Source organism: Acinetobacter calcoaceticus, from assembly GCF_016508255.1.
GTDB lineage: Bacteria > Pseudomonadota > Gammaproteobacteria > Pseudomonadales > Moraxellaceae > Acinetobacter > Acinetobacter calcoaceticus_E.
Genome location: NZ_JADVKT010000002.1, coordinates 116,081 through 128,378, shown reverse-complemented (window position 1 = coordinate 128,378; position 12,298 = coordinate 116,081). Strand labels below are relative to the sequence as shown.

Annotated in this window: 15 protein-coding genes; 7 read left to right on the top strand and 8 right to left on the bottom strand. The window is 35.9% G+C overall.

Annotated features, from left to right (window positions below; genetic code table 11):
* Positions 1–87: 87 nt before the first annotated feature.
* Positions 88–1,350, bottom strand: coding sequence for a hypothetical protein (locus I5515_RS04590; protein ID WP_199964973.1), 1,263 nt, complete (start codon positions 1,348–1,350; stop codon positions 88–90).
* Between the two features lie 541 nt (positions 1,351–1,891).
* On the opposite strand from I5515_RS04590, the gene I5515_RS04585 reads away from it, so the two are divergent.
* Positions 1,892–2,296, top strand: a complete 405-nt coding sequence (locus I5515_RS04585; RefSeq protein ID WP_199964972.1) for a hypothetical protein — start codon at positions 1,892–1,894, stop codon at positions 2,294–2,296.
* Positions 2,297–2,393: 97 nt separating this feature from the next.
* On the opposite strand, the gene I5515_RS04580 is transcribed toward I5515_RS04585, so the two are convergent.
* The 5 genes from I5515_RS04580 to I5515_RS04560 all read right to left on the bottom strand — a co-directional run bounded on the left by I5515_RS04580 (position 2,394) and on the right by I5515_RS04560 (position 6,934).
* Positions 2,394–3,647 carry a mechanosensitive ion channel family protein gene (locus I5515_RS04580; protein WP_199964971.1) on the bottom strand — a complete coding sequence of 418 codons (1,254 nt, stop codon included), beginning with the start codon at positions 3,645–3,647 and terminating at the stop codon, positions 2,394–2,396.
* Positions 3,648–3,923: 276 nt separating this feature from the next.
* Complete coding sequence (locus I5515_RS04575; RefSeq protein WP_199964970.1) at positions 3,924–4,568, bottom strand: glycosyltransferase; 645 nt, start codon at positions 4,566–4,568, stop codon at positions 3,924–3,926.
* Positions 4,565–5,164 (bottom strand): class I SAM-dependent methyltransferase, encoded by a 600-nt coding sequence (locus I5515_RS04570; RefSeq protein WP_199964969.1) that lies wholly within the window; start codon positions 5,162–5,164, stop codon positions 4,565–4,567. Before I5515_RS04570 ends, I5515_RS04575 begins: the two co-directional genes overlap by 4 nt.
* Positions 5,139–5,933: a PIG-L deacetylase family protein gene (locus I5515_RS04565; protein ID WP_199964968.1), complete on the bottom strand. Its 795-nt coding sequence runs from the start codon at positions 5,931–5,933 to the stop codon at positions 5,139–5,141. The genes I5515_RS04570 and I5515_RS04565 overlap by 26 nt, the downstream gene beginning before the upstream one ends.
* A complete protein-coding gene (locus I5515_RS04560) occupies positions 5,921–6,934 on the bottom strand; it encodes an acyl-CoA dehydrogenase (RefSeq protein WP_199964967.1) in 1,014 nt (337 codons plus the stop codon). Before I5515_RS04560 ends, I5515_RS04565 begins: the two co-directional genes overlap by 13 nt.
* 249 nt (positions 6,935–7,183) lie before the next feature.
* Between I5515_RS04560 and I5515_RS04555 the strand changes: the two genes are divergently transcribed.
* Together I5515_RS04555 and I5515_RS04545 are read left to right on the top strand one after the other, a co-directional pair.
* On the top strand, positions 7,184–7,417 hold the full coding sequence (locus tag I5515_RS04555; RefSeq protein ID WP_199964966.1) for a DUF2171 domain-containing protein: 234 nt from the start codon (positions 7,184–7,186) through the stop codon (positions 7,415–7,417).
* Positions 7,418–7,713: 296 nt separating this feature from the next.
* Positions 7,714–8,658, top strand: a complete 945-nt coding sequence (locus I5515_RS04545) for a metal-dependent hydrolase (RefSeq protein ID WP_199964964.1) — start codon at positions 7,714–7,716, stop codon at positions 8,656–8,658.
* 53 nt (positions 8,659–8,711) lie between these two features.
* Here I5515_RS04545 and I5515_RS04540 read toward each other — a convergent pair whose 3' ends face one another.
* Both I5515_RS04540 and I5515_RS04535 read right to left on the bottom strand, forming a co-directional pair.
* Positions 8,712–9,284 (bottom strand): TetR/AcrR family transcriptional regulator, encoded by a 573-nt coding sequence (locus I5515_RS04540; RefSeq protein ID WP_199964963.1) that lies wholly within the window; start codon positions 9,282–9,284, stop codon positions 8,712–8,714.
* A gap of 587 nt (positions 9,285–9,871) precedes the next feature.
* On the bottom strand, positions 9,872–10,519 hold the full coding sequence (locus tag I5515_RS04535) for a hypothetical protein (protein ID WP_199964962.1): 648 nt from the start codon (positions 10,517–10,519) through the stop codon (positions 9,872–9,874).
* 89 nt (positions 10,520–10,608) lie between these two features.
* Between I5515_RS04535 and I5515_RS04530 the strand changes: the two genes are divergently transcribed.
* Genes I5515_RS04530 through I5515_RS04515 form a run of 4 tightly spaced genes read left to right on the top strand, consistent with a single transcriptional unit; the run spans position 10,609 to position 12,286 of the window.
* Positions 10,609–10,809: a hypothetical protein gene (locus tag I5515_RS04530; RefSeq protein ID WP_199964961.1), complete on the top strand. Its 201-nt coding sequence runs from the start codon at positions 10,609–10,611 to the stop codon at positions 10,807–10,809.
* Positions 10,806–11,303 (top strand): DUF4123 domain-containing protein, encoded by a 498-nt coding sequence (locus I5515_RS04525; RefSeq protein WP_199964960.1) that lies wholly within the window; start codon positions 10,806–10,808, stop codon positions 11,301–11,303. Before I5515_RS04530 ends, I5515_RS04525 begins: the two co-directional genes overlap by 4 nt.
* Positions 11,296–11,643, top strand: a complete 348-nt coding sequence (locus I5515_RS04520; RefSeq protein ID WP_199964959.1) for a hypothetical protein — start codon at positions 11,296–11,298, stop codon at positions 11,641–11,643. Before I5515_RS04525 ends, I5515_RS04520 begins: the two co-directional genes overlap by 8 nt.
* 1 nt (position 11,644) lies before the next feature.
* Positions 11,645–12,286, top strand: a complete 642-nt coding sequence (locus I5515_RS04515; RefSeq protein ID WP_199964958.1) for a Tox-REase-5 domain-containing protein — start codon at positions 11,645–11,647, stop codon at positions 12,284–12,286.
* Positions 12,287–12,298 lie beyond the last annotated feature (12 nt).

Genomic DNA, 12,298 nt, shown 5'->3' with positions numbered 1-12,298 from the left:
CCACATCACTCAAAAGAATGATGTGGTTTCTAAACTATTTTTGTGAATTAAAACATCTAAGCATCTTAAAAACTAATACTCATCATTTCAGGGTGGACAGATATTAATATTGATTGTGTAAAGATTATCATCTGCACCACTTAATGCAGACAAGCCAAATTTAATATTTGAACTCTGATCATTGCCTGCATAGATTTTAAATCCTAAAGGATCCTTATTCCATTTAACTTCTTTTTCACGATAATTTTTAGCTGTGGTTAATTGATTTGTAGCAGCTTGTTGATTGTCTTTAAAACGTGGACATGAAAATGCCCACATAAATCCATAGTTAGGATTATCTCCTCTCTTGAATCTTAAAGCCATCGAACATCCTTCTAAGAAGGTATTATCATTTTCCCAAATAATAACTGCATAATGACAAATTTGATCAATAGGCTCTATTGGTTCAAAACCAGGTGGATAAATTACGTCTGGATCAAATTTTGGAATATCAATTAAAATTGGATCTTTTGTACTTGGGGTAACAGAGTTTGACTTAAAGTCATCTACAATTTTCCAGTCATAATTTTTATCCCAATTATAAACCTGTAGCCTAATCGTATATTTCCGATTTATGAAATTCCATAAGGCCATTAATCCAATAAAGACAATAATAAAGATCACTGTTGCAGCTAAAACAAATAAGCCGACTGGACCGATTGTAAAACTAAAAGAAGCAAAACCAAGAGCAGATGCAGCAGTCGCTAAGACTAACGATAAAGCTGTAATAGCAAATGCCAATCCTTGAAATAGAATAGCTGCTAATGCAACCGCAACAATAAGTGCAATAGCCATAATCGGAAGAATTGATTTATAACTAAAATTGTAAGAATGAATACCTACAATATTTCCAGTTGCAGTGTACGAACCAATTTGCATAACACATTGATACGTTACATTTCCATCTGCATCAGTCAAGCGATGCATTTCTTCAGGAAAAACCCACATACTGCCTTTTTTTGAATAGCTTAGATAAAACTCCTTGCCATCTTTTCCACGTACGCGTGTCCAAGCTTTCTCTTTGTGAAGTTTAATATTTTCATGAATAGGATCTATATCTTTTTGCGCCTCCTTTTGTAGGTTTTGTATAGCCTTAAAATCATTATTGACATAAAGGCTTTTTACCCTATCTGAGGTAACTAACCGTGGGGTATTTTGTATACCAAGTACAATTTCGTCTTTAGTATCTTTCAATACATTTGATTGATTATCGAGTTGATATTTTAGAAAATCATCCTGTGCAGAACCCACAATTTCGACATCTTTAAAAAATGAGGGTAATGCATTTCGAGGTAAAGTTTTATTAATCATAATGTAATTCCCAGCAATTATTAAATTAAGTTCATTATTAATTACAAGTATTATTTCTTAATAAAAACATCAATTAAGAAGTATTTTAAGTATAAAATTAGATGATTTTAAATATATATTCCTTAGTTTTTAAAAACATCTATTTTCATTGTAACTTCTTTTAGATTTCATTCTTTACATTTTTGTATATTTCTTAACCAAAAATTAAGTTGATTTAAAATGAAACATAAATTATTAATTATTTGTTTATAATAAAAATTTCAAAAAATATTATTAATATCTCTATAACTGAGTAAATTGAATAATACTGCTCAATCTAAAAAATTAATGAGACATCTCTGCTGCTTTAGAGTTAAAAGACCATTAGACAGACAACAATAAAAGCCCATAAGACCGAAGGCCAATCAAAATAATAAGGTTCTTATAGTCGTTCAATAGAGGGTTTAGCCTTAATTTATAAAGCTCTATCTGATAGTGAGATGAAATCTTCTCTAACAATCTAAATCTTGATATGTAACTTTAGTCTATTACTATCAACTATATGGAAGCCCCTAAAGGAATAAAATTGGGTATTAAGACGAAATTGATTTGCACAGCTATATGTATCCTTTTTGCAGGTTGTCAGCAGCAAGAAGCAAGTGAGAATACAAGTGCTGTGAAACTCCCCGTTTATCAATCTAATGGCCTGTCTGCATCAGCACGTTTAAAAGGAATATTGCAACTAAAGCAAGAGTGTCTATATGTGAACGATATACTCATTATCTTTCCTGAACACGCCGCCCAATGGGACTCGGAAAAAGGAGCTTTAAGCTATAAAGGCAAGCATATCGAGTTAGGCAGTGAATTAGATATTGCTGGAGGTTTTGGCAATTTTAAACAAGACAACCTACGTATTAAACATTTGAGTCCAATGTGTGATCATCAAAATATTTGGTTTGCTGCATAATTTAAAGTGCGAAGGTTCGAATCCAATATAAAAAATTAAAAAAAGCCCTCGTAAGGAAGGCTTTTTGCAGAAGTAAATCTTACATCTAATGTTTTAATTAAACTTTAGTTGGGCTAATTTCTGACGTTAATCTTTGCAAATCATGACCAGAAGGTGCCTGATAAACTCTTAAGCCAAATTCAGGAAGAATCGCAATTAAATGATCAAAGATATCTGACTGAATTGCTTCATACGAAACCCATGCAGTGGTATTTGAAAATGCGTAGATTTCAAGAGGTAAACCTTGGCTTGTGGGCTGTAATTGGCGAACCATAATAGTTTGATTTTGTGCAATCCCCTTATGCTGGCGCAAATAAAATTCTACATAGGCCCTAAAGGTTCCTATATTGGTTAAACGGCGCTTGTTATAACGAGATTGATTGCCTAAATGCTTATTAAATTCGTCAATTTCAGATTGCTTTGCATCAAGATATTGGTCTAATAATAAAAACTCTTTTAACTTCTGTTGTTCTTCATCACTCATGAAATGAACACTACTTTGATCTAAAAATAGTGAACGCTTCATTCGACGGCATCCAGAGTTACTCATGCCTCGCCAGTTTTTAAATGTATCGGTAACGAGCTTATTGGTTGGAATGGTGGTATAGGTTTTATCAAAGTTTTGAACAGTCACTGTATGCAATGAAATATCAATGACATCACCATCTGCATTCAGTGAAGGCATTTCAATCCAGTCACCAATACGCACCATGTCATAAGATGCTATTTGTACACTGGCAACCAAAGACAAAATCGTATTTTGGAAAACCAGCATTAATACTGCCGCCATCGCACCAAAGCCAGCCAGTAAAGTAAACACATCCTTTTTAAGGAATGTTCCTAAAATCATTAGGCCACAAACCACAAATAAAATGAGTTTGACGAGTTGCAAGTAACCTTTAATAGGCTTATTTCTAGATTTTGGATTACGCTGATAAATAAGATTAAATATATTTAATATTTCACTGACCGTAAGCGCGAGTGTAAGAAAAATAAAGGCTTGTGCCCCCATTTCTACAAAAGCAATAAATTTTGGAGAGAGATGAGGAACGGTTGCAATACCATTCATAATGACAACAGCAGGAACAATATTTGCAAATTTACTTATGACACTATGCTGAGCAAAGATTGATTGATTGGGAGACTTGAGTTTTGTGACTAAATGACGAACACCCCGAACAATAATTCGTTTAGCAATAAAGTTTGCCAAAGCCGCAAAAAAAATCAAAATAATGAGTGAAACCAACATCTCTAGCCAAGGATAATGGCTTAACTCAACCCGAATATCGCGAAAAAAATTTAAAAAATCCAAAATCATACGCCTTAAACTTTATTTTCAATAATTTTAAGGGCTAAAGTATTTGTTAATAAGACTTGTTTACATATGTAGTCATAAATACAACAACTAAGTTGCATACCCTACCCAATTTAATTATGGATCTCTTTATTCTGGCTTTTAACGATGAGGTCTTACCTGCTTTTAGATCATTTATATAAATTAGATCGAACGAAGCACTTCATTATTAAATATGACCCTAAAAATTTAAAGAATATTTCTATTTTAGGAGAGCTTATGCTTTAGTTTTTTTTAAAGATGATTTAAAAAATAAGATAAACCCTGAGGTGCACGCCCATTTAAACGACTGCTGGTTGTAACTCGAACTAGATTACTCCAAGTAATATTACAAGAAAGACTTTTAATCTTTTCAATAAGGGAAATATCTTCATGACAAGATATTGGCTCAAAACCTCCTACCTGCAAGTAAACCTTCGCACTAAAACTTAGATTTGCCCCATGAATATGCTGATGGTTCATTTGATCTTGATAATGGGCCAAGTACTTTTGTTGTTTAATTGGGGGCAAATGGCTTAAATCATCTAAAATCACAGTACCGCAAATTGCATCTGTAGGCTGATGCTGAATTTGATAGAGCAACCAATCTGGGTTGACCACACTATCTGCATCTGTACATGCAATCCATGTCACCCCGCGTTCAATTAAATGACGAATACCTAAGTCTCTCGCCTTGCCTACACAGGCATAGCTACATTCAATCCAGTTGACCTGATGACTTTGCACAATTGCCCGTGATTGATCAGTACAATCATCAAGCACCACAATAACGTCTACCTCATAATCACCAATATGATTTATAGCAACCTGAATGGATTGCAGACAGGCTGAAAGATATTGCTCTTCATTATGTGCGGGAACGACTATTCCTATTTTCATCTTAGCTCTTCCTGCTCTGCCAAAGACGAAGAATTCTCTGTCCACAGATCAATCATAAAATCTGGGTCATTTAGGCTTAAATAGTGATGAAATGGAAAATGTTGCTGAAAGCTTTGATGTACTTGCTGAGCATTTAGCTCAAAATCTTCAATGTCATGTCGCCAATGACAACATAGAATCTCACCGTTGGTATTTAAACTCTGCTTTAACTTTTCAATAAAATGATGCAACTCATTTGCCGACAAGTAATAGGCCATCTCACTAATCAAAATCAGATCGAATTTTTGCACTAAAAAGTCTTCTGGTATTTTTCTATTTTCGACCACCACATGTTCAAACTTTTGCAGGCGCTGGGAGGCCAATTGGACAGCACTTTCAGAGACATCTATACATAACAAATGTCCAGCGCGCTGTGCCAAATGAACACTTAAATGCCCATTTGAACAGCCTACTTCTAAAACGTTTTGATAGTGTTGTCGCGTTAATAATGCCAGACAAATTTGTCTTTTACGGGCTTCATACCAATGAAAGTCATAGCCCCATGGATCACTATTACTTCGATACAACTCTTCAAAATACATGCGAGAATGAATCACTCAAATAAACCTCATAAGGCATTAAAAGACGATTAATCGCACTTGGAGATAGCACTGCGGCATTCCCCGTGCTTTCATCAGCTTCAAGTTGTGTTTTAAATTGCATCATGGCTTGATGTTTTTTTATTAATTGATCTTTGGTTAATGTGTAGGCTTTGGCCTGACTCCAATTAATTCGGGCATCCAAAGGCTTTGCCCAATGCCAAGCCCAAATTAATACGTGCAAACACGGGAGTTGCCGAGCTTTTGCAAAAGCTTGTACGGTGTTACCCACCGCTTCATGGTCTGGATGACCGTCAAATGCATAACTGCAAATTAAAATATCATTGGCTCTTACCACCTTGGCTAAACCTTGCCAAAGCTGATCAGTTTGTAAATGTAGCTGCCCGTCTTGTAAATTAAGTGCGATACGCTCGGCAGACTCTGCCACGCCTAAACAATTTAAAGCCGCCAAACTTTCTTGAGGCCGAAGCACATTCAACTGTTCAGGACTATATTTCTTAGAATTAGGATGACTTTGTGTGCCATTGGTTGCTGCCAAAACCACAATATGACAGCCCTGTTCTTTTAACTGCTGCATCAACCCGCCACATCCTAAAATTTCATCATCGGGATGCGGAGCAACAATCACCACTCTTTTAGACTTAAACAGTTCAAGATCAAGAGAATCTAAAGGATGATCTTTAAATGCATTTACCCACTGCTCTTTGTCTGTGCCCTCACCAAAAATAACGCGGTCTTCTACTAACGGATGTTTCAAAGTTCCCATAGGCTTGGCTCCGACAAACAGAGTTCTGCAATATTTTCATAATCAAATGCCGCATGGCTTTGTCGAATAAAGACGGGCAAATCTGCCATAAGCGCTGCAAAAGTAGCATCTTCACAAAAAGGTCGCGCACCGAGTGCTTTACCAGCCAACTCAACGACACTCAGGCAACATTGCTCGGTTTGGGCACGTAATATGCGAATTTCTCGTTCATGGCTTAATAAGGGCTGCTTATCCATTTGCTCTGCGACATATTTAAAATACTGTTGAGTTATCGCCAACTGCTGAGCTAACTCGCCCAAATACATTTTTTTAAATGCGTTTGGATTTGCCTGACAACTTTCTTGTAAAAAACCAGCTAAACGTACGGCGGCACCATACCAATAAGCAGCGACCCCAGCCGCACCATGCCAAAACCCTGGACGCTCCAAATAAGCATTTGGCTGACCTATCGGTTTAACAGGCGTGCTTTGAAAAGTTACTCTTGCTGTTTGCGTCGCATGCATTCCAACTGCATGCCAGTGGCTCAAATCGGTGGTAATTGAAGAATGGTCTAAGTCAACAATGCAAAGCTGCGCCTGCCCTTGCTTGTCTTTATAGCTCATTAAAGCTTTTTGAATAAATTCAGCCCCCGAACACCAAGGCTTAATGCCACTACAAAAATCATTATTTATTTGCAAAGGTGCTGGCCCACCATCGGCTGCCCAAACAGCCCAAAGTTGTTGATCTATTTCTTGTTGATAGCCCAGTTCATTTAAAATGCTTAACGCATCGCAATGAGACTCAAATAGTTTAGCTAAACTTAAATCACAACCTGCAATCTGAGCAAAAAGTTGCCAACGCTGATAGGTCTGGCCCGAAGCGGGATGAGGTAAATATTCAGTTAACTTGACCAATTGATAGAGCAAATCTATACGAAGCTTACTTTTATCTTCGGCTAAGGCAGATTCAAACTCGCTCAAGATACTCAATATCGTCATGTTTATAGGTATTTTGCTATTCATTACGATTAATTATTTACAAGTATTAAATTAACCCTATCTGAACCCATCTGTTTAAATAAACACATAAATTGTAATAAAAAGATAAATATTATTAGATTTATATCTAATTATTTCATTGTTATTCAAATGCACTTATTAAGTGAACTTATAAACCGATCATGTAAGGATTATTAAAAACCCAACATTTAGCCCATTATTTCAAGTAACTTAGTTTCTACCGTTTTTCTATTTGTAAAGAAGAGGTCCAAAATGAATACTTTAAATATTAATGATATTAAGAAACACGCTGATGTTATTGCTTCATGTGGTACTAAAGTAGGAACAGTCGACCATCTGGATGGTGAAAATCAATTAAAGTTGACTCGAGATGAAAGTGGCCAACATCACCTTATTCCTACTGCGTGGATTGGGGAAGTGAAAGAAAACCAAGTCATACTCAATAAAAACTCAGAAGAAGTGAAAGATCAGTGGCAAGCGATCTAGCTTCTCGGCACGGTGAATTACTCGCTGTGAACTTTATAATAAAGTGTTTCAGCTTATAAAAATAAATCAATAAGCTTAAGTCATTTAAAACTTAAAATATAAAGACAAAGGCTCCTTTTAACGAAGGAGCCTTTTTTATTGAGTGAAGCCTGAAAAGCTTTAACTTAGATCGCTTTTTATCTGAACAAACCATTCAAAGGACATTTTTGTCCTTTATGCACATGGTGATTAACTTTACTCAATGCTAAAAATGACCCATTCGCATTAAATAAACAATTATGAATAGGGTGACGTATATGATCACAGGGAATCATCAGCTTAAAGCGAGAAAGGTACATTTTGATTTTACCGAGTCATCTGTATGTTGGATGCCAAATGATCCACTATGCTCGCATGTAGCCAATGGGATTAACATGCTTTTGCCTGCTGGCGAGTTTTGGTTTTGCCGCGTATTTAACAAAACGCTTCCCTTCATTACCGATGAAACATTAAAACAAGAAGTGATCGGATTTGTTCGTCAAGAAGCAGCGCATGCACGTGCTCATGAAAAAGCTCAAGATTTTCTACGTGAAAATGGCTACGACATTCAAGACCCGCTCAACCGTGCCCATTTTGTTTTTAATATTTTATTGGGCGATAAACCCTTTGGTCTGCCGCTTGTAAAAGGTAAAAAACTTGAAGAATATTGGTTACTGTTTCGAGTAGGTGTCATTGCTGCAATTGAACACTTTACGGGAACCATTGGACAGTGGACACTCGATAGTAAGTCTTGGGACAAAGCCGACCCTGCCATGGCTGATCTGTTCCGTTGGCACCTTGCCGAAGAAGTTGAACACCGCTGTGTTGCCTACGACTTATTTGAGCATCTATTAACAAACAAATTGGGTTTTTATGTGTCGCGCCAAGTCATTATGGCGGCTATTTTCCCACTGTTCATTTTTTTCCTAGCCGATTTTGCTCGTAGCCTAGGCAAACAAGATTTAGAGCACGAAGACATTCAAAAATTGATGCGCCGTGGTTTCTTTAATTTCATCCGTGAATTTGAAAAAACGGCAACACAGTCAGACAACCTTCCGACCATTAAGTATTTGTGGAAAGCGACCTTACGATGGGTTTCTCCAAAATTCAACCCGCTTCATGAAGGCGATACTGAGCAAGCTTTGGCGTATATGGCTCGCTCACCTGCCGTTCAATATTTTGAGCAAATGGCACCCTCTGCGAAGCCCGCAACATTAAGTTAAGAATCAGCAAATAAAGCCCCGATTATTAAGGGGCTTTTTCATTTATTGAATATTTAAGCTTTCTTATAGAGTGTAAAAACAGTCAATAGATAATAATCGAACAGGCTTTCTCTATCATCAATATGATTAGGACTTAATAACTGAGTCATCGCACCATCTATAATAAACAAAAACATGTGTGCTTCTTGATAAGTCACCGATTTTTTATGTTCAGATATAAGTTGATATATCGTATTTATGAGCCATGTTCTATATTTTTTCACAATCTCATAAGCCACAGGATAAGCCAACTTAATTTCTATGATTGCTTTAAAAATTAAACAATATGGACTTTCCAAATCGACATGAAAATAAAAAATATTCTTAAGTTTATCAAATAAACTCATATATTCTGTCTGATCTATAATAAGCTCAACTTTTTCTATTAATTGGTTTTTATGTAAAACCAAACATATTTCAACCAATTTTTCTTTAGATTCAAAATATTGATACAACGTCATTTTAGCTATTTTTGATTCTCTAACGATAGTATCAACACCAACATTAGAAAAACCATGCTGACTAAACAACAAGCTCGAAGTTTCAAGCAATTTTTTTGCTTTACCACCCATTTTTAAATTAAGCATAAATTATTATTCCAATCATTTCTTATTTTAAACAATCAAGATAAATTTTATAAACCATATCGGGAGAATAAAAATAAAGGCGCAAAAAAACCTTTAAGATGATATGAATAAATATATCTCGAAAATAAATATTAAATATAATTTTTAAACGTAATAATCTAAAAAATTAAAACCCTTAAAAGATTAAAATTTTAAAGAAAATAATGGGCCGATTGGTATAGGTATTTTGGTCAAGGCGACCAATAAACGAATTTTTAAGAACATGACAACCTCCAATACTCACAATTGGATTCTGCCAAGATGATAAATTATGGTGGCAGAACGGAAGAGGGTTGACGGACCAGTAACTCAGAACCAGCACACCCGAGGGTGTCCCTCTCCCGTCCTACCGCTACGGGAGGGAACGAGTGGTACATCCGAAGCAGATCCTCAGAAAGGATTACCTCTGATGACTGAGTTTAACAGTCCGTCAAGACTGCCTGGCAATGTGGCCAGCATGTGAAGAATAATGATTGGTTAAACGACTGTCAATAAACTACATTTATTAATTGTAAAAAAAATCAGACCGTAAATAAATACTTAACAATCTATATGTTGGGTATTTGATCATAAATAAAGCCATCTTTACTTTGAAAAAATATATCAAAGCTTTGACTCATTAACCAATCTTGCTGACTTTTCTTTTTAAAAATTGGGGCAATTCGTTCAATATAGTAACTTATCCATTCTGTATTATTTTTAAAATATGCTCTATCCTTTAAATCATCATATAATGCTTTTAAATTAACAGCGATGGTTTCAACAGTTGGATTAAACAACCAGATTGTTATATCCATAGGTTCAGCTTTGCTTACCTGATAGTTATAATTAGACTCAAAATTTTCAACTCGATAAAGCTGTGCCCCATTTTCGGTATAAGTCGAATAAATCAGTTTAGTATAAGCCACTTGAAAATAATCTTGACCTATTTCATATTCCCTAAGACGTCTTGAAATTTCCAAGCACTCCGATAAATATTGAGATGTCATCTCTTTACTATTATTAAAGAGATGAACTGCCCGACTTATCACAATATATTCACCTGTCCCTGTAATTATTCCCTTTTCCCACGCGAACATTTTAGAAATACTTTCATTAGAAAAATTTAACTCGCCATCTTGATTAATGGTTACTTTCTTATTATCAGAAGCAACGATAATGCTATCGTTTAGTTGTATCGCAACAATAAAAGTCATAATTTTGTAGAATAAAATATAATTAGATAATATAATATTTTTTATTATAAATTAATTTTAAATCTTTTTAATAAAATATTAGGTAAATCATGGCTGGTGGTTCCCAAATTATTATCAATCAAAACGGTATTACCGTTATTACGCCTTCAAAATTTGAAGTCAAAGCTGGTCAGCACCTTTTCAAGTCTGGCGCACAAGTAAAAATGCTCAACCATGCACTCCCCCAACCCATTTGTGTTGAATGCCTCATGAAAGCCGCAAAAGAAGGTGCAGGGATTGTAAGAAGATGAGTTTTGAACAACCTAATTTAGAAAACTTAATCGTAAATCATCACGCAAATGGGCCACTGTTTTTACTGGTTGACGGCGCACAACTCGACCACGACCAGTTATCAAGTATTGAACAGAGCTATGGCGATTGCATCTATTTATTTAAAGGCACTTATGAAGAAGAAGCCTACACTTACGGCCCAATTTTGTTTGAGCTAAAGCAACTAAACCAAGAACACATTGAAAACCACATTCAGCTCATGAAATCGAAAGATTCTATGATCTTGATTAAGAGCACTTTAGATATCAAACAATTGAAAAATAAGCTTTTGGAAAAGCTCTATATAGATCTTGAGGACGGTGGGATAGGCATACTTCGATACTACGACCCGCGTGTATTAAACCGCCTAACCCTTATTTTTACCCCAAAGCAAAAACAACAACTGTTAGATGGTTTTGAGTCTATTTATTTTGCGCTTAACCAAAAAAGCTATGAGCTAAACAACCATGATTAAGTTAGACCCAAAGCAAATAGAAAGTTTAGAAAAAGTCCAAGACAGACAAGACCTGTGCGAAAAAATTTATAACTATCTGTTGGAACATGAAACGTCTTTTAGCACCTATCAGGTCAATTATGAGCAGCTAAAAACAGACATTTATGCAAGCTTTGATTTGTTGGTATCCCTACTTTTGACAGACAACGAAGTCATTTGTCAGCTCATCGTGTGGAATACGATTATGAGAAAAGACGTGCTGAAAGACCCTAAAATCCAAGATTTTATTTATGGCTCAAATATTCGCGGCAAAGACCTGTTATCGACATTGGAATATTACGAATTGAAGAAGGATAGCTAACATGTTGGGAATCGTGTTACGTGGACTCGCCACCGCTGGCGCAAGAGTTGCCGCTCCTGCTGCGGGTGAAGTCATTGGCGTGCAAGGTGGCAGAGTCATTGCGACCGAAGCAGCTAAAGGCATGGCGACCATTGTGTTAGCCAAAGAAGTCAGCAAAGACATAACCAAACAACAACGCTGTAATAAATGCGAGCCTTATCAGTTAGGCAATAAACATCAATTAGAACGCACGATGGGCAATGAAGTTAATACCCAATATCAGCTCAAGATCGCCAATTTATCGAGCTATCCTTTGACCTTTAAAGCCTCACCACCCTTTTTAAAAACAGGGAATAAAAAGCCCACGCCCACGACCCAAATTCAAGAGTGGAATGTCTCTGGTGTTTCATTTGATGGTTTATGGCCTATGGAATGTATTTTGGTTGAGGCAAAAGGACGATATGCTCAATTTTTAGAGGGAAAACCTATATTCATGAAAAGGGAAATTTTTAAAAAGATGCAAGCAGAAGCACTTAGTCAAAAAGCCGTAAAAGATACGTTTAAATCTGCGAAATTGTCATGGTATTTTTACGAGCAAGAAACCAAATTATTTTTTGACTCAATGACTGGTCATTTGATTCAAACAATTTATATGCCTTTATAACAATAGGATTCT

Coding starts and splice junctions, on each gene's coding strand:
- I5515_RS04585 (WP_199964972.1), top strand. CDS start 1,892: ATGGAAGCCCCTAAAGGAATAAAATTGGGTATTAAGACGAAATTGATT.
- I5515_RS04525 (WP_199964960.1), top strand. CDS start 10,806: ATGAGTTTTGAACAACCTAATTTAGAAAACTTAATCGTAAATCATCAC.
- I5515_RS04565 (WP_199964968.1), bottom strand. CDS start 5,933: ATGGGAACTTTGAAACATCCGTTAGTAGAAGACCGCGTTATTTTTGGT.
- I5515_RS04540 (WP_199964963.1), bottom strand. CDS start 9,284: ATGCTTAATTTAAAAATGGGTGGTAAAGCAAAAAAATTGCTTGAAACT.
- I5515_RS04555 (WP_199964966.1), top strand. CDS start 7,184: ATGAATACTTTAAATATTAATGATATTAAGAAACACGCTGATGTTATT.
- I5515_RS04560 (WP_199964967.1), bottom strand. CDS start 6,934: ATGAATAGCAAAATACCTATAAACATGACGATATTGAGTATCTTGAGC.
- I5515_RS04590 (WP_199964973.1), bottom strand. CDS start 1,350: ATGATTAATAAAACTTTACCTCGAAATGCATTACCCTCATTTTTTAAA.
- I5515_RS04530 (WP_199964961.1), top strand. CDS start 10,609: ATGGCTGGTGGTTCCCAAATTATTATCAATCAAAACGGTATTACCGTT.
- I5515_RS04515 (WP_199964958.1), top strand. CDS start 11,645: ATGTTGGGAATCGTGTTACGTGGACTCGCCACCGCTGGCGCAAGAGTT.
- I5515_RS04520 (WP_199964959.1), top strand. CDS start 11,296: ATGATTAAGTTAGACCCAAAGCAAATAGAAAGTTTAGAAAAAGTCCAA.
- I5515_RS04575 (WP_199964970.1), bottom strand. CDS start 4,568: ATGAAAATAGGAATAGTCGTTCCCGCACATAATGAAGAGCAATATCTT.
- I5515_RS04535 (WP_199964962.1), bottom strand. CDS start 10,519: ATGACTTTTATTGTTGCGATACAACTAAACGATAGCATTATCGTTGCT.
- I5515_RS04545 (WP_199964964.1), top strand. CDS start 7,714: ATGATCACAGGGAATCATCAGCTTAAAGCGAGAAAGGTACATTTTGAT.